Raw genomic sequence first — 17,380 nt, 5'->3', positions numbered from 1 at the left:
TTATCGACTTTATAAAATGAAATCAGCCTAAATTTTTAAGATTGTTTATTCTTCATAGCATAACTTTTATCACCATTAAAAATATTAAAATGAAAAGTAAAACGCACATAATTTAAATAAGGGTTATGCTTAAAAATTTTATCTAATTCGCTTTTTTGTACAGGAGTTTCTAAGGTGATACCTGGCATTTTTCCAAATTCAAAACCTGTTACTGCACCCATTTGGTCCCATTGCCAGCCAATTCTATAACCTAATGGTTCTTGTTTAGCATTATCAATTTTATAGGTTTGATTGTTGTAAACTATGTCATCTATTTTGGTAGAACCAATTAATACTTGAGCATAAAATTTTGTAGAATAGAAAACTCTGTAATTCCATTTTTCGCTATTTACAACAGCTTTCTTAATTTTTCTATGAACTATGCCTGCGTATAAACCATTACTATTTTGACTAAAGTGAGTAAAGTTACCGTCTGATGCTTTTATATCTTGTCCGCCAGAAATAATATAGGTTGAAGAGTCGCTATTGATGTATTTTGGACGTATATTTTTCATTAAACCTCCGCTAAAAGCCCAATAGCTGCGAACATCACAATCAGCCAAAAAATATTTTTCTTGAAAAGTGTTGAGGCCATCAAAACTTAGAGATGAAGTTACTTTTACCTTACCCGCTTTAATTTTATCGCTAAAAGGATAATCTACCCCGGTTTCAAAAACAGTTCCTTTACTTTCTTTTTGGGTGGTCAATAATTTATCTGGGGCGATGGTGAAATCTCTGATATAACCCTGTCTAAACTGCATGTTATAAAACAGTTTATCTTTCAACTGTCCTTCCATCAAAATCCCTGCGGTAATTGGGGTAAGTATGTTTTCAAAATTGAGAAATGATATACTCACCTTAACAGGAGAAAGTTGGTGAGTGTAATTTTGTGTTTTATAGTTTATTTGTGCTATTACAGGAGTACTTAAAAAGACTGCTAAAACAATCATTTTAATAATAGGGTAAAGTTTAGCAAAAGTAAATAGGTTTTTCATACGTTTGGTTTAAGCAATTTGCTTATCAAACATACTCAGTCATCAGCCCTTTATCAATTACACTTTAGTGGTATAATTAGGATGTTAAAAATTGTTTTTCCAAATTTTATCAGCGTCTTTTAAATATTGAGGTAAAGCAGCAGAACCATACCAAGGATAAACCTCGGGTTTTAAAAGTTTGGCTTTAATGGCCGGATCTGTTTCTAATAACTCGTTGGCTTCTTCAATAGAGGCTGCATTTAAAATGAAAAGACCTCTAAAATCATTTTGATTATCTCCAAAAGGCCCAGCAACTACCAATTTGTTCAATTTTTCTAATCTTACCATGTTAGTCATGTGTCCGGCAAATAAGCTGTCTTTTGTTGTTTTACTTACATTGGTATTGCTGCCTGATTTTAAAATCACCAACATATACATTTTCATCCCATAATCATCAGCACCTAAAGATTTGGCTAGTGGTTCATCATAATTAGGGTTTTTTGTTTGCCCATTAGAATAAAGTGTTAAAAACAAAAACATTAAAAAAAGTACTGTTTTCAAAACAATAGATTTTAAAGGATTATTAGTTTTCATAATCATCATTTAGGTTAAATAAACAGCAATTTTTTAGCTTAGGGATTCTCACTTTATTTTAATTTTGTAAGCTATCTTTTCTTTTAAAAATAACGCTTTTATATTCTACACGTTCTCCATCTAAGTAAAAATGGATGCCTGTTTCATATTCAGTAAGTACAGTGTAATCGTTTAAAAAAATAGTTTTTACCTTTTCATAATCTAATAGCCAGCAAGGATAAGAAGCATCATAAGCCACAGGATCTACTTTTTGAATACAAATACGATCATAAGGTTGATAATTATAATAAGTACTTTCTAAAATAATGTACTCAAATGAAAACTTAAGCAGGTAATCTAATAACTCATAAGGTTTTTCTATATAAGGCAACACACAACTCAGCAACAAAACTTGGTGTTCTCCTTTGTTTTGAATGGCTTCTTCAACAGTATAAAAAAAATCAAGTCCGTTACCCGCAATTTCACTTTGGCCTGTTGTAACAAAATTACCTTGCTCTAATACACTCCATTGCACTTTTTTTAATTGTTGCAAATAAACCCTGTTTTGAAAAAAAGTAGTCCCTAAAGAACCACCAAAATCTATAACAGATAATTGCCCATTATTTTGACTGGCGGCCAGTAAAAGCTGACTAAGTAATGGCCATGAATAATAAATTTGATCGTAAATAACACCATCTCTTTCAAAAACAGCTTCGCCACTTTTAACTTTTAAAGTTGATGTTTTAACTTTTTTAAGAATAGCATCAGAATTATATCCAGAACATTGGTTTTGAGCTTCCTGCCAAGTAGAGTAGGAGTTAAACCAGCCATAACTGCGTGGTTTATAACGGCGAATGAGTTTAAATAAAAGTTTTTTCAAAAAAATATGTTTACACTAAAAATATAGGAAAATTTAATTCTGCCCAATTTAGGCTGATTTTTAGAAAGTATTATTGTATCCTATTTACCTAAAAAACAGTCTTTTTTAGAAATTAAGGCCGAAAATGATACGCCCAATTTATTTAAAACTTAGGTTTAGTTTGAAAATACTTAAAGCACATCAATCTACTTATTTACCATAGGAAAATATTTCTCTCTGTTTTCGAAAATAATCCACAGGTTAATTCCCATCAAAACAACAGCAATAGGTAAACCAGTTGGTTCGTTAATAATATGCGTTAATAATATTCCAATCATAACCGGGAAGATAATTATTGCACCTAAAGCTCTAAATTTAGGAATGATAAACAGGATGCCTCCAATAATTTCTGTAACTGCAATTAACGGCATAAGCCAGCCAATTTCCATAAAGGCGGCCATAAATTTCAACATGTTTTTAGGCATATCATCTGGCATGGGCATATAATTAAAAAATTTGTTAAACCCTGAGTTGATAAACATTAAGCCAAAAAGCAGGCTGATACCAAAGATAATTTTCTGTTTCATGATGTTTTTTTAAGGGCAATATTTTTAAATAATCATTTAGGATTAATTTGCCGTTTAAAAATACTCATAAGTTGCGAATCTCCAAAGCCGTAAATACCCTCTCTTTCGTTAAACGCTATAAAAACTTCCTCAAAAGAAGTTAATTTAGTAATCAACAACTCTTTTACTACTTTATCTGGTCGGCCTAAAGAATGATCTGGTGGAAATCTATCTATATGCGCAGCGCAAACTTCTTCTAAATATTTAAAACAGTTAGATGGCGTTTTTGATAATATTTTTAAAGCTTCTAAATCATGCTCCTGATAAGCTTTCCATAAGTTTTTACCGAGTGCCAAATCTTCTGCAGTAAATTTAACTTTTGCTTGGTAGGCATTTTCTAAATCTTCTTTTTTGGCAATTCCAAAGCCTTTCCAAATATCCTTATGGCTTTTAATGATAGGAAAAACTCTGAAAATATTTAACAAAGGTTGCTTTGCAATTAACCAGATCACAAACCACATATTTGTTTGGCAAAACAAATCGTTTTCAAACCAAAGGCAAACATCAGCATGGTTAGGTAACTGCTTTATTTTTTCAAATTCCTTAACGGTTTTGTTAAAGTAGGTTTCTTGGGTGGTATGGTAAGTTTCGGCAATAAAATTGGCCCTCACTTCCCAAAAATTAGCAAGGGTATTGGCTTTTAAATTGCCGTCTATTAGGCATTCTCTGCAAACAATAAAATCCTGATTAATTTTTGTTTCGGCTAATTGATCTATCAAACAATCCCCGTTTAAAATATGGTAAGTTTCCATATTATAATCTAGCTTGACTGTAATAACACATTTTTACCCAAAGTTTTAAAACGTACGCTATTAGCTTGTACTACCGTAATAGTGATATGGCCTGTTTTACTGGTATGAATGTCTCTCACCACACCAGTTTTTCCTTTATGAACTCCACCAATAACTTTACATAAGTCTCCATCATTTAGGTTTTCTGGTGTTTCGGGTTTCATGTTGTTTTTTGAAAATGTGTTAAATTTTAATTTGGATCAGCAAGTTTTGGATAGGTAAGGTGCCTTATTTGCCTGTAAACGCTAATATATTTTTTAAAGTTTCATATTGTTGTTTTTCTCTGCTTATATCAGCCTTATTGTCTCCTAATTGAAAACCATAATAACCAAATTGGGCATGATTTGCTCCCTCTATTCGTGTAAACTTGGTCATTGCAGGCAGGTTAGATTTATTGTTCAATATTGATTTTTCATCTGCCACGCCGTCTTTTGAGCCATAAATTTTTAAGATCGGAATTTTAATGTCGGCAAGCGAAATATCTCTTGGATGAGTAGTTCCTATCAGAATAAGTTTATCTATTAAATCACGATTTTCATATACAAATTGTGCGGCCATTTTTGCACCCTGAGAATGACCCGCTAGTATATAGGTTTTACTTGTATCATTAAACAGATTGAGTTCTTTGGGTTTGTTATATCCTTTTGATGCCAGTCTCCAAGGCATTTTTATTAAGTAAACTTTTATATTGTTTTCCGCTATTTTTCTGCAAAGAGGAAGGTATGCTTTGGGATCTACCATTGCTCCAGGGAAAAAAATAAGAACGTCTTTAAATTCTTTTTTTGGCGTAAATGAATAAAAGTCATCAGATATTTCTACGCTGATTAAGTTGCTGTTTTCTTGAAACGATTGATCAACTCCATGAGATTGATAAGAATAGAACATCCAGAGTGTGAAAACTATTCCACCAGTTATCCAAATTGTTTTGATCGTTTTTTTGATGTTCATTTATTTTTCGATAATTCTTCTGTTTTAAGGAGAGTTCTCTGTTGTTAAATTGGCAACTTGTGTTAGTTTTTGATGTCCAGTTTTTCTGTTAATTCTTTTTCATCATCTTCAAGAGGATAAAATCTAACAATTAACAGCGGTGTTAGCATGCAAATGAACGCTATAAATGAGATAATTTCATTTTTATCAAAGAAATGCATGATGATTAAGTACAAGCCACAAATAATGAAGACTGCATTAACCCATTTATTGCTCCATACAGAGCCAAAAAATAAATACATGATTCCAATTAAGCAATACATGCCTATATTTAGAATTTGGTTGGTTTCATCGCTAAAATCTAAAAACCAGTTTAATATTTTACCTCCCAATACAATTCCAAGGGTAATTCTAAAAATCACCATAGCGGATTTTTTTACGATAGCTGTGTTTTTCATTATTCTAAAATTAAAAAAAAATTATGATCAAACTTAGTTTTCTGTTTTCATAATAAGGTTTCAGTGTTCCTGAAAAAGGAACACTGAAACCAGAGAAGTGTAGGTCTAGTTATTTATAAGAATTTCCAAATGTCGTCGATAAGCAAATTGTCAAATGTTTTGATGTGGTCTTTCAATATTTTTTCTGTTTTCATGCTTGGTCTAATGTCGCAATAATAAACACCGTCAAGTGGATTGAGTTTTATAGTATAACCTTTGAAATGTCCTGGTAGAAATGTTCCACTAACTCCATATTCATTTTCTTTTCTTGCATTTTTCCTCTGAACGTCATGTAAAAAGATTGCAATGTGAGGCGTGTCTTTTTCAGTTAGTTTATTGTATAAAAATTTATCGATGAATATTTTGTCAATACGGTCTTTGCTTGATGTTTTGATTGAACCTATTAGTTTTATTTCGTCCAGATTTTCAATTATAAGGTCATGTTGGTAATTCATTTTGAACTCTTCAATATTATCAATTATTACTGGCACTTTAACAATACCAGCTTTAGCTTTTATTCCTGTTTCGTTGATAATAAGACGGATTAAATTTTCAAATAAATCACCATTTATTTTCCTTGCAAAGTTGGATTTTCCTCCTTCAATTGCATCCAATGCACCACCAATTGATTGTTGAATTGTATAAGTTGCATTATTGAGTATTTGTCTTTCAATTTCAAGTGTTGGCTTAACATCTCTCATATTTATTAACATTTCAATAAACTTTTTATTAGCAACAGAAAAGGTATCTGTTTTATACATCAGGTTTGAATTGATAGGTCGGGTTATTTGAAAATTGCCCTGCTTGTCATATTGGTAAAAATTGTAATAGTTTTCGTTTTGTGAAATGATTACAGCCTGTAAGTGTTCAGATACAAAATCAAGATAATGTTGTGCAAAATCTATATAGCCTTGCAAATTTTGAAAGTTGTTTTTGTCAAGAGCTTTATCTAAAATCTTCTTTATGTTCATCTTATTGAGTTACGTCTTTTTTGGTTGTTAAAATCGTATTTAATCCATTGTTCGATAGTCCATTCTTCAACCATTTCAATACGGTCGCAAGCCCAATCTAAATATTCTGAAGATAGGTCACAAGATAACCATTTGCGGTTTAGTTGTTCAGCGCAAACAGGTGTTGTACCAGAGCCACAAAAAGGGTCTAATATTATGTCGCCTATGTTAGACGAAGCTAATATGATTTTTCTCAAAAGTTCTTCAGGTTTTTGAGTTGGATGGGGTGTTTTTTCATGCATTCCATTACAAGTGGTAGGCACTTCTATAATGTCTTGTGGAATTTCCAAAACGTCTTTAGGTTTTGCTCCTAACGGATTTGGTTCCCAATTTTGATTACTATTTTTACCTTTTCCGTATTGACTTGTTTCAGCTTGTGGATGGCTTGGATATTTTAATGTATGTTCGCCATATGGAATACGGATTTTATCGATGTTGAAAGTGAAATTTTTTGTTTTGCGAAAATGCAAAATACTTTCGTGGCTACGTCCCCAATCTTTCCCTAAGTTGGCTTTGTTCTTGTAGTTCCAAATTATCCAACGACAAGATTTAAAAAACTTTGTTGCAGGATGTTTAATATCAGCAAGTATTTCAGAAAACCCGCAGATATATAATGAGCCATGCGGTTTTAAAATTCTTGATGCTTGCTCAATCCATTCTATAGAAAACTGTATATATGCCTCTTGACTTTCAAAAGTGTCCCAATCAGCTTTTTTGATATTATAAGGTGGGTCAGCAAATACCAAATCAATACTTTCATCATCAAGCGTTTTCATCCATTCAATGCTATTACCATTCCAAATTTGTCCGTTTGGATGCTGGTAAAATAAAGTTGGATTATCTTCAATATTAACGTTGTCAAGACGTTCACCTTTTAGTTGTAATTCACCGAAAAATGTAGGCAATTCTTTATTTCTTGATACTGTATTGTTCATTGTTTTTTAGATTTTAGGTAAAGGATTTTTTCTTCTGCAACTTTTAATATTTCCAATCCATCGTATTCATCAAGCATTTTGTATGCTATTTGATCGCTTAGGAATTCTCTTAGTAATTCGTTGTTGTCAATATGATAATAGTCTGCAATAAGTTTGATAAAATATTTTGTAGGCTGTCGTTCGTTACGTTCAAATTTGGCAAGTAGGGAAGGGTCAATATTTAGTTCACCTGCAACTTGTCTAAGCGAAAGTTCAGCAGTTTCACGAAGGTTGCGTATGTGTTCACTAAAAGAAGTAAGCGGTTGCTTTTTCATTTTGTGGTCTAATTTTGTCCAAATATAATATATGATTTTTTTATGGACAAGAACTGTCCACAAAACTTTTCCACATTTTTTTATAAAGCGGTGTCCTCAAAATTTATTTTGATTAACAGATACTTTGTATAGTTTTTTAACTAATTTAAACTATAAAATCCAACACATAACAAAGTTTAGTGCATTATCCTAATTAAAATAAACCTGATGGAAATGTATACCGGCATCGTGAATAAAGCCTGTGCAGTATGAATGTACAGCAGGACTAGCCTTACCCAAGAACCACTGCATTTGCTTTTCTAAAAAATACCTTTTTAAATTTTGAAGCTTTAGGGTTACAGAACCCGTTTCGGAATTTTATTTTGTTGAATGACATTTGTAAGTATAATGTTTGTTTTTTAGGGGTTTTGGCAATTTATAGAAGGCTTGTAAGGCTAATTTATTTAACTTTACTGCCATGTGGTACAACAATATTTTAGAAACTATTGGCAATACGCCTTTGGTAAAACTGAATAAACTTACAAAAGATATAGAGGCTACGGTTTTGGCCAAAATTGAGACAACCAACCCGGGTAATTCTATTAAAGACCGTATGGCTTTGAAGATGATTGAGGATGCCGAGAAGAGTGGAAAGTTGAAACCAGGCGGAACAATTATTGAAGGAACATCTGGCAATACAGGGATGGGTTTGGCTATTGCGGCGGTTTGTAAGGGCTATAAATGTATTTTTACGACTACGGATAAGCAATCTAAAGAAAAAGTGGATGCGCTAAAGGCTTTTGGTGCCGAGGTAATTGTTTGCCCAACGGATGTGGAGCCCGAAGACCCGAGGTCTTATTATTCGGTTTCGAGCAGGTTAGAGCGTGAAACTCCAAATTCTTGGAAGCCTAATCAGTATGATAATTTATCTAATTCGCAGGCGCATTATGAGCAAACTGGTCCGGAGATTTGGGAACAAACGGAAGGGAAAATCACTCATTTAGTGGTTGGTGTGGGCACTGGTGGAACGATTTCTGGAACAGGAAAATATTTAAAGGAGCAAAACCCAAACATTAAAATTTGGGGAATTGATACTTATGGTTCGGTATTTAAAAAGTACAAAGAAACCGGAATTTTTGATATGAAGGAGGTTTATCCTTACATCACTGAAGGTATTGGAGAAGACTTTTTACCTAAAAACGTCGATTTTTCTTTAATAGACCGATTTGAAAAAGTGACCGATAAAGATGCCGCTTTAATGACCAGAGATATTGCCCGAAAAGAGGGGATTTTTGCAGGAAACTCGGCAGGTGCAGCGGTTGCTGGTTTATTACAATTGAAAGAGCATTTGAAGAAAGACGATGTGGTGGTGATTATTTTTCATGACCACGGAACACGTTATTTAGGTAAAATGTTTAACGATGATTGGTTGCGTGAAAGAGGATTTTTAGAAGATGAAAAACTAACTGCAAGATCTATTATTTGTAAACGTGAGCCTCAAGAAATGGTGACTATTGATAGCGAAAAAACTGTTTTAGAAGCTATTAATACCATGAAATCTTTAAATATTTCTCAAATTCCGGTGGTGCAGCAAGGGATGGTTGTTGGGCGTGTAACGGAGAGTGATATTTTAACAGCCTTGATTGAAAACAATGCTATAAAATCTTCAAAAGTTTCGGCAATTCAAACTGCTTCTTTCCCTTTTGTAGATTTAAATACTTCTATTGATAAAATTTCGGGTTTGATTAATAAAGAAAATTCGGCTGTTTTAGTGGAATGTTCTGACGGAAGGATTGAGATTATTACTCAGTATGATATTATTGATGCGATATCGGGATAGTTTTTGGTTTATATGAATTTTGAGAGCCAGTTTGTGATGAACTGGCTTTTTTTGTAAAACCCCAAACCCACAACGCTTTTCTGCCTTAGCCAGGCAATGGCTTGTCACTTTTTTCTTGATAAAAAAGTAACCAAAAAATCAAGGCTGATGAATATTTGATCAGTTAGCCTCAATAAATCTTTAAGCGCAAACCGAAGCCGTGGGAATGGTTCTGCTATTTATAAGTTTCTGCATCACTCGTCGGTTTGCTGATGATACTGCTTTATGTAAGTTTCTGCCAAAGATTTCTTGGACTTCCTTTTCAAATCTTCATAGGCCGGCCTTGCTTTGTCGCTCTGCACAACAACTTTGCAAAGTCACAATCTCAATGGGAATAATGAATTTCAAAATTAATATCAGAACATCTTGCACTAACCATTCATAACCGTCTTATTCCGCCTTGGTATTAGCGGTTGTGATGAAGAAGTTTAACTAAAAACTTTGTAGCTAATGGCGAAGCGGTGGCATTTTGTTACTTTTTTGCTAAAGAAAAAGTAATAGGCTCCCGCGGCTATGAGCGGCGAGAATATGAATTGGAACTCAAATTCAATTGAAACAAAAATCCAATTAGATAGCTTAACTCTAAGCTAACTTACTCTTAACAGAATAAAACGTCAACGTACTAAAACCTGTAAAAAGCATCAAATGAAAAGGAAACAATCCGAAATCTTTATAATAGATAGCGAAAACTAAACCGGTAAAAAAGTAAAGACTTAAAAACAGCTCCACATAAAAAGCTTTTGGCAAACCATGCTTTACATAAATATTGCTTTTAAAACCTTCTTTTAAATTGGTGATGTTAAATTTGGGGGTTCTGATAAAATCACTTTTAAAACCAAATAAACCTTCTAAAACGGCAATGGAATTGTGAAAACTTAATGCCATAGAAACGGAAAGAAACATGGGAAATAGTTTAGCAAAGGCTTTTAAACTCTCTTTTTTGGAGAAATTAGCAATGAGGTAAAACAGGGTAACAATCACAAACCCAATCAAAAAAACCGACATTAATTGGAAATAAATAGGATTGATATTTCCCTCATTTTTGATAAATAACACAGGAATACTTAAAATGCTGGTTAAAAACACAAATAAGAAAACATAAGAATTCATTAAATGGAGGGTGCCAAAAATTTTCTTTTTTAGTCCAACATCTGCTTTCCAAATTTCCTTCACCATTTTTTTAGAAGTTTCTATGGCTCCTTTGGTCCAGCGGTGTTGTTGAGAACGGAAAGCGTTAAGTTCTACAGGGAGTTCGGCCGGAGTGGCAACATCTTCTACATATTGAAATTGCCAGCCTTTAAGCTGTGCTCTATAGCTTAAATCTAAATCTTCGGTTAAGGTATCATGTTGCCAACCGCCAGCATCCATAATGCAGGTTTTTCGCCATATACCAGCGGTGCCATTAAAATTCATAAATAAACCAGCTTTATTTCTGCCGGTTTGTTCAATGGTGAAATGTCCGTCTAAACCAAAGCCTTGTACTTTAGTTAACAAAGAATAATCTTTATTGATATGCCCCCAACGGCTTTGTACCATTCCAATTTTAGCTTGATTAAAGTAGGGGATAAGCTGAATTAAAAAATCTTTTTCGGGAAGGAAATCGGCATCAAAAATAGCTATGAATTCTCCTTTGGCAATATTTAAACCGTTTTGTAAAGCTCCGGCTTTAAAGCCAATATTCTTTGTTCTAGCGATGTGAACAATATCAAATCCTTGCGCTTGTTTTTCGGCAATAATTCTTTTGGTGAGGATTAAAGAATCATCATCAGAATCATCTAAAACCTGAATTTCTAATTTTTCTTTAGGATAATTAAGGTCGCAAACCGAGTTAATTAGTCGTTCAACCACATACAGTTCATTATATAGAGGCAATTGAACAGTTACTTTAGGAATATCGTTTTGCAAAACCGGTATAATTTCTTTTTCTCTTTTAGATTTGAGATAAAAAAAGATAAGATAGGCCTGCCCAACACTAAATATAAATATTATAAATAACGAAACGGTGTAGAGTATAAGAAGAGAAACCTGCCAAATCATATCAAATTGCAAAGTTATAAGTTTTTAAAAATCATCCATATTATTTTGTATCCGGCTAAAATCACTCCTTTTAAAGTGCCAGATACTTTGCTTACGCCGATTCGTTTTCTATAAGTTACCGGCACTTCTACACATCTTAAACCCAATTTGGCGGCTTTTATTTGCATTTCTACTGTCCAGCCGTAGGTTTTATCTTGCATATTAATGGTCATTAGATTACCCCAAGTAATTGCTCTAAACGGACCTAAATCGGTAAACTTTACCCCGTAAAACAATTTAATTAATCTGGTTGCTAGCCAGTTTCCAAATTCTTGAGGCAATGTCATTGCGCCACGCTCTTTAATACCCAATGCTCTAGAACCAATTACTAAATCAGCTTGATTGTTTTGAATGGGTGCAATTATTTTCACTATTTCTTCGGGGTAATCTGAATAATCACCATCCATAAAAACAATGATGTCATCGGCTTTGGCCTTATCTTTTAAATAATCTATTCCTTTTAAACAAGCATTTCCATAACCAGAAATTGGTGCATCTACTACTATTGCTCCAGCATTTTTAGCTTCTAAAGCGGTATTGTCTTTAGAGTTATTGTTACCTACGATAATTTGCTCTACAAGATTTTTTGGAACATCAAGAATAACTTTAGCAATTGATTTTTCTTCGTTATAAGCAGGAATGATGACATAAACATTCCTGTTGGTTATTGTATCTGACATGAATGTTATTTTTCTTCGGGCCTTAAATAAGCCTCAAATCTACCTTCTTCTGCTAAATTCTCTAATTTTAAAACACCTCTTGGGCAAACTGCAGCGCAAACTCCGCAACCAACACAAGAAGATCTGATGATATTTTCTCCTTTTTGTGCGTAAGCTCTAACGTCAATTCCCATTTCGCAATAAGTAGAACAATTACCACATGAAATACATTGAGCGCCATTGGTAGTAATTCTAAACCTAGATTTAAACCTTTGCATAATTCCTAAATAAGCTGCTAATGGGCAACCAAATCGGCACCAAACTCTACTTCCCATTATAGGATAAAATCCTGTTCCAATAGCTCCTGCAAAAATAAAGCCGATAAAGAAACCATATTGTTCTCTGATGCTTCCGGTATCAATACCTAATAATTTGCTGTTTCCGGTAAAATAAGTGTACAAAACGGCGGCTGTCATCACTACAGCAAATACTAAAACGCTGTGGACAATTACTCGCTCGTATTTCCAGGCTTTTAAAGATTTATCTGAAAGCTGACGAAAAGGATCGCCCAAAGTTTCGGCTAAACCACCACAGCCACAAACCCAAGAGCAATACCATCTTTTGCCAAAGAAATAAACCATTACAGGTACGCCTACTACAAATAAAAATATTCCCCATCCCAACATCCAATAGCCCAATAAGCCTTTAGAAATCAATCCATCTATTCTATAATCAAAAAAGAAAGTATAATCTAATGGCCACATGTTTTTGAAATCCATAGATGGCAAATTCAACTTAGAAAGGATATTTGGAATTAGAAATGCAAAAGCAATTTGGAAGAATAATACCGATGTGGTACGTACCAATTGGTAATTGTTGTGGCGGTATTTAATGTACATTCTCGCACTCATCACCGTCATTACCAAACAATATAAAAAGCCGTATAAAAACCATTGCGAAGCTTCGGAACCACTAATAGCGAAGCTTAAATCATCAACTAATAAAATCCAGTTGGTGATGTATTCTGGTGCTTTGTAAAGAAAAATATAAAAGCTAATAAGGCCAATAGAAAATAGAATGGCAATTATTCCACGACTGGTGATGGCGGTTTTAAAAATGTCATTATGTTTAATGCCAGCAACAGGTTCTATAAATAAAGCCGGTATCATATACATTAATCCGCCCAAAGAACTTACAACAAAGCAAATGAAAAAGAGTATTAAGCTGTTTTCTTTTACAAAACCTATTGTGCTATGTTTTACAATGGGTTGGGTGTAATCTGCATAAATTACTTTATCCCATTGTTGGTTCTTTTTAAATTCATCGTTTACACTGTTAAAAGCTTTTTTAAAATCAGCTATAAAAGCAATTTTACTATCATAATCTTTATCAATCATGAAACTAACAGCGGGTTTTAGCAATTGCTGATGATTGGCATCCGTGATGGTTTCTTTAAAAATTTTATCGCTCAGTTGATAATGCCCAATACCTAACAAGGAAATGAAAACGCCTAAGCAAAGAATAAAAATAGCTAGTCCAATTTTTTGGATAGTTTTCATTGTGTGGTGAATATTTTTTGCGGTTACCATACTAAAAATTTCTTTTTAGGGGCTTTCGCCTGATGATTGTTAAACTGAATATTAAAGCTTTTTACTATATCTTGATGATGATTTTTACTAAACTCTGGATCAAAAAAACCTTTATTTAAGTTAGAAATGCAGTAGGAGATTGGTTTTTGATTTCTAATCCATTCATCAGCTATGGTTTGCCTAAATCTGATGCCGAAGAAATTAAATCCTCTTAATGCTCCCTCGGCTTTTGAAAAATTAGCTCTCACACAAATTTTTCCGTTTTGATGCTCCCAATAAAAAGAATCTTCATCTTCAAAAGGAGATTTTAACATCATACCATAAGTTTGATATTCTATATCTAAAAATTTGGCAGAGTTAAACCAAATTCCTCTGTTGTAAATGGTTTGTTTACCGCAAATGGTTTGCGCCAAAGCTTTTCCCTGCATTTTAGCGGTGTACCATAATTGTTCTACAGCTGGGTGATTCTCTTTTGGATTTGCAAATTGAGCGCAATCTCCTAAAGCATAAACATCAGGCATATTGGTTTCTAAATATTCAGTCACTAAAACACCTTTATCAGTGTTTAAATCAGTGTTTTTAAGAAAATCTATATTTGGGCTCACACCTGCAGTTAAACCTACAAACTGACAAGGAATTTCTTTACCAGCCTTAGTGATAATGCTTTTTACTCTTCCGTTATCATCCGAAATAATTTCTTGCAATTCGGTTTCGTTAATTAAATTAATGTGATGTTCTGCAATATGTTTCCCAACTAAAATGGCTTCTTCCTTTGGTAAAATATTACTCCAATATTCCTTTTCTCTAATCAAAAAGTTGACCTTAATATTTCGACTATTCAGCATTTCGGCCATTTCTATCCCAATTAAACCACCTCCAACAATAACAGCTTCTTTAATGCCCTTAGTGTTTTCTTCCATCAACTCTACATCTTGCTTGCTATACAGGCCTTGTACGCCTAATAAATTTTGCCCCGGCCATCCAAATTTATTAGGTTTAGATCCTGTTGCAATTACTAATTTATCGTAAGAAATTTGTTCTTGATTGGCAGTAAATAAGGTTTTGTTTTGAAAGTCGATTTTATCTACAAAAGCATTTTTAAGGTCTATTCTGTTTTTTGCCCAAAACCAATCTTCGTAAGGTTTGGTGTGCTCATACTTCATATGGCCCATATAAATGTACATAAGGGCGGTTCTAGAAAAAAAATGATCAGATTCTGAAGAGATCACTAAAATCTCGTGATCACTCATTTTTCTAATGTATCTGGCGGTTGTAATACCAGCAACACCGTTACCTATAATAACAATTCTCATGTAATTTTTACCGTTAGTCTGCTTTTAAAAGAGAGCCTTACAATTACTTTCCGTTTAAATTCCAGTTGTACTCAAGATAATCAATTTTGGTATTGCTATTTACTTTGGTTGAAGAATATTTATTAATGAAGTTGATTACACTTCCTTCTGCTTTATCAAAATCTGCTTTATACCAATTAAAAAGCATAGAAATAGAAGCTTTTGCTGTCGATATTTTATTAAAGGCAGGGTTTGTTAATGCTGATTTAGTATTTTGCGTAAGCAAAGCTTGAACGTTATCAGCAGTATAAGCTTTGTTAATTAAAGTTGGACAAGAAACAGCCGCACAATTTACCGCAAAGTGTATTCTTGCATCAAATAATTCATTGCCTAATAAAATTTTCTTTTCTATCTGATTTAGTGTTACCGCTTTACCATCAAATTTATAAGAAAGCGTTTGATCCCAAACTTTACCATTAGCAATTTTTAAAATAGAAGTGGTTGGGTAATTGGTTATGATTTGATCTAAAGTGAGTGCGTTATAAGCGTTTATCCAATAAGCTAATTTTTCGTTTTTTGATAAACTACTTGGGTTTATTTTAGTTAACGATACAATATATCCTTTTAATTTGCTCTTATCTTTAGCTAAACCAGCATAATTTACATTTCCATTAGCTGATACGTAAGATTGTAATATTTTATTGAAATCACTATGGTCTACACTTGTCGGTTTACTTTCTTCGGCAATTTTAGGGTTCACATCAACTTTAGAAACCACATTTGATGTTTCATTAGAGGCTTTGGTTGCCCCTGTAGAACAACCTACAGACAGCACAATAAATAAAAAGGATAATAATATATGATGGTGAATTTTCATGATGTTTGATCTTTAAATATTAGTTTCAGCTTAACTACGTTTCAATACAACTTAAAGTTTTATTTATATCAAGTAAATACCCTTTTAAACATTAAACGTGGTAAACTCATAAATATAGGGAGTGGTTTAGGTTTAAATAAAAAACTCTCCGGCTAAATAGGGGAGAGTTTTATTTTTATAGTCGTCTGATATCGGCTCCTAAAGCCTTCAGTCGGGTGTCTATATCTTGATAACCTCTTTCTATTTGTTCAATATTGTGAATAATGCTTCTGCCTGATGCTGATAACGCTGCAATTAATAGTGAAACTCCTGCTCTAATATCAGGTGAAGTCATTTCTATTCCTTTTAACTGATATTTTTTATCTAAACCTATAATTGTTGCTCTGTGTGGGTCGCATAATATAATTTGAGCGCCCATGTCAATCAGTTTATCTACAAAGAATAACCGGCTTTCAAACATTTTTTGGTGAATTAAAACAGATCCCTTGGCTTGTGTAGCTACCACCAAAACAATAGAAAGTAAATCGGGAGTGAAGCCCGGCCAAGGCGCATCAGCAACGGTTAAAATTGAACCATCAATAAAAGTGTCAATTTCATAGCTTTTTTGAGCCGGAATGTAAATATCATCACCACGAAGTTCTAATTTAATACCCAATCTTTTAAAAACATCAGGAATCATTCCTAGCTCGTTGTAGCAAACATCTTTAATCGTGATTTCAGATTCTGTCATGGCAGCTAAACCAATAAAAGAACCAATCTCAATCATATCTGGCAATAAGCGATGTTCTGTTCCGCCTAAGCTATCAACACCTTCTATAGTTAATAAATTAGAGCCAATACCAGAAATTTTAGCGCCCATTCTATTCAGCATTTTACAAAGCTGTTGTAAATAAGGTTCGCAAGCAGCGTTATAAATGGTGGTCGTTCCTTTTGCTAAAACAGCAGCCATCACAATATTTGCTGTTCCGGTTACAGAAGCTTCATCTAAAAGAATAAAAGTTCCTTTTAACTGTGTCGCATCAACATTAAAAAAACCAGTTTCGGCATTATAATTAAATTTAGCACCTAATTTCTCGAAACCCAAAAAGTGGGTATCTAAACGTCTTCTTCCAATTTTATCGCCACCTGGTTTTGGGATGGCAGCTTTTCCAAAACGAGCTAAAAGCGGTCCTACAATCATAATAGAACCTCTTAAACTTCCGCCTTTGGCCTTAAAAGTTTGAGATTGGAAAAATTCTAAATTGATATTTGCAGCTTTAAATTCATAAGTATCTTTAGACAGTCGGTTAACTTCAACACCTAAATCACCTAATAATTCAATCAGTTTATTTACATCCTTAATATCTGGAATATTACTGATCGTTATTTTTTCTTCGGTTAGTAAAACTGCCGAAAGTATTTGTAAAGCTTCATTTTTTGCTCCCTGAGGGGTTATTTCACCTTTTAAAGGTTTTCCTCCGCGAATCTCAAATGCATTCATGTTT

18 protein-coding genes are annotated in these 17,380 nt (G+C 33.4%); 1 reads left to right on the top strand and 17 read right to left on the bottom strand.

Translation table 11 applies throughout. From position 1 onward, the window contains the following. Positions 1 to 35 precede the first annotated feature (35 nt). From FA046_RS16305 to FA046_RS16255, 11 genes are all read right to left on the bottom strand, one after another. On the bottom strand, positions 36 to 1,034 hold the full coding sequence (locus FA046_RS16305) for a hypothetical protein (protein ID WP_136827608.1): 999 nt from the start codon (positions 1,032 to 1,034) through the stop codon (positions 36 to 38). A gap of 84 nt (positions 1,035 to 1,118) precedes the next feature. Next, entirely contained in the window at positions 1,119 to 1,607 is a 489-nt protein-coding gene (locus FA046_RS16300) for a YciI family protein (RefSeq protein ID WP_205943690.1), read from the bottom strand. Positions 1,608 to 1,665: 58 nt separating this feature from the next. Next, positions 1,666 to 2,466, bottom strand: coding sequence for a methyltransferase, TIGR04325 family (locus tag FA046_RS16295; protein ID WP_169303403.1), 801 nt, complete (start codon positions 2,464 to 2,466; stop codon positions 1,666 to 1,668). 185 nt (positions 2,467 to 2,651) lie between these two features. Then, positions 2,652 to 3,032: a DoxX family protein gene (locus FA046_RS16290; protein ID WP_136827606.1), complete on the bottom strand. Its 381-nt coding sequence runs from the start codon at positions 3,030 to 3,032 to the stop codon at positions 2,652 to 2,654. 32 nt (positions 3,033 to 3,064) lie between these two features. Continuing rightward, on the bottom strand, positions 3,065 to 3,823 hold the full coding sequence (locus tag FA046_RS16285) for a DUF1835 domain-containing protein (protein ID WP_136827605.1): 759 nt from the start codon (positions 3,821 to 3,823) through the stop codon (positions 3,065 to 3,067). 8 nt (positions 3,824 to 3,831) lie between these two features. Next, positions 3,832 to 4,026 carry a KOW domain-containing RNA-binding protein gene (locus FA046_RS16280; RefSeq protein ID WP_136827604.1) on the bottom strand — a complete coding sequence of 65 codons (195 nt, stop codon included), beginning with the start codon at positions 4,024 to 4,026 and terminating at the stop codon, positions 3,832 to 3,834. Positions 4,027 to 4,090: 64 nt separating this feature from the next. After that, a complete protein-coding gene (locus tag FA046_RS16275; protein WP_136827603.1) occupies positions 4,091 to 4,810 on the bottom strand; it encodes an alpha/beta hydrolase in 720 nt (239 codons plus the stop codon). 62 nt (positions 4,811 to 4,872) lie between these two features. Further along, positions 4,873 to 5,247: a hypothetical protein gene (locus tag FA046_RS16270; RefSeq protein ID WP_136827602.1), complete on the bottom strand. Its 375-nt coding sequence runs from the start codon at positions 5,245 to 5,247 to the stop codon at positions 4,873 to 4,875. A gap of 113 nt (positions 5,248 to 5,360) precedes the next feature. Then, entirely contained in the window at positions 5,361 to 6,257 is an 897-nt protein-coding gene (locus FA046_RS16265) for a hypothetical protein (protein ID WP_136827601.1), read from the bottom strand. Next, positions 6,254 to 7,231: a DNA-methyltransferase gene (locus FA046_RS16260; protein WP_136827600.1), complete on the bottom strand. Its 978-nt coding sequence runs from the start codon at positions 7,229 to 7,231 to the stop codon at positions 6,254 to 6,256. The genes FA046_RS16265 and FA046_RS16260 overlap by 4 nt, the downstream gene beginning before the upstream one ends. After that, on the bottom strand, positions 7,228 to 7,545 hold the full coding sequence (locus FA046_RS16255; protein ID WP_136827599.1) for a helix-turn-helix domain-containing protein: 318 nt from the start codon (positions 7,543 to 7,545) through the stop codon (positions 7,228 to 7,230). The genes FA046_RS16260 and FA046_RS16255 overlap by 4 nt, the downstream gene beginning before the upstream one ends. 457 nt (positions 7,546 to 8,002) lie before the next feature. Between FA046_RS16255 and FA046_RS16250 the strand changes: the two genes are divergently transcribed. After that, positions 8,003 to 9,364 carry a pyridoxal-phosphate dependent enzyme gene (locus tag FA046_RS16250; RefSeq protein ID WP_136827598.1) on the top strand — a complete coding sequence of 454 codons (1,362 nt, stop codon included), beginning with the start codon at positions 8,003 to 8,005 and terminating at the stop codon, positions 9,362 to 9,364. A gap of 621 nt (positions 9,365 to 9,985) precedes the next feature. On the opposite strand, the gene FA046_RS16245 is transcribed toward FA046_RS16250, so the two are convergent. From FA046_RS16245 to murA, 6 genes are all read right to left on the bottom strand, one after another. After that, positions 9,986 to 11,440, bottom strand: coding sequence for a cellulose synthase family protein (locus FA046_RS16245; RefSeq protein WP_136827597.1), 1,455 nt, complete (start codon positions 11,438 to 11,440; stop codon positions 9,986 to 9,988). Between the two features lie 14 nt (positions 11,441 to 11,454). After that, the gene (locus FA046_RS16240; RefSeq protein ID WP_136827596.1) at positions 11,455 to 12,159 is read right to left on the bottom strand and encodes a glycosyltransferase family 2 protein; all 705 of its coding nucleotides are present in this window, start codon (positions 12,157 to 12,159) and stop codon (positions 11,455 to 11,457) included. Positions 12,160 to 12,164: 5 nt separating this feature from the next. Continuing rightward, positions 12,165 to 13,697 (bottom strand): 4Fe-4S binding protein, encoded by a 1,533-nt coding sequence (locus FA046_RS16235; RefSeq protein WP_136827595.1) that lies wholly within the window; start codon positions 13,695 to 13,697, stop codon positions 12,165 to 12,167. Positions 13,698 to 13,720: 23 nt separating this feature from the next. Then, positions 13,721 to 15,040 carry an NAD(P)/FAD-dependent oxidoreductase gene (locus FA046_RS16230; protein WP_136827594.1) on the bottom strand — a complete coding sequence of 440 codons (1,320 nt, stop codon included), beginning with the start codon at positions 15,038 to 15,040 and terminating at the stop codon, positions 13,721 to 13,723. A 43-nt stretch (positions 15,041 to 15,083) separates the two neighbouring features. Then, positions 15,084 to 15,896, bottom strand: a complete 813-nt coding sequence (locus FA046_RS16225) for a DUF547 domain-containing protein (protein WP_136827593.1) — start codon at positions 15,894 to 15,896, stop codon at positions 15,084 to 15,086. 175 nt (positions 15,897 to 16,071) lie between these two features. Continuing rightward, positions 16,072 to 17,376, bottom strand: coding sequence for a UDP-N-acetylglucosamine 1-carboxyvinyltransferase (gene murA, locus FA046_RS16220; protein ID WP_136827592.1), 1,305 nt, complete (start codon positions 17,374 to 17,376; stop codon positions 16,072 to 16,074). Positions 17,377 to 17,380: the final 4 nt, after the last annotated feature.

The sequence above is a fragment of the Pedobacter cryophilus genome, assembly GCF_005116455.1.
In the GTDB taxonomy this organism is placed as follows: domain Bacteria; phylum Bacteroidota; class Bacteroidia; order Sphingobacteriales; family Sphingobacteriaceae; genus Pseudopedobacter; species Pseudopedobacter cryophilum.
Note: the sequence above shows the minus strand (reverse complement) of the source record. Positions and strands in the feature narration are given on the sequence as shown.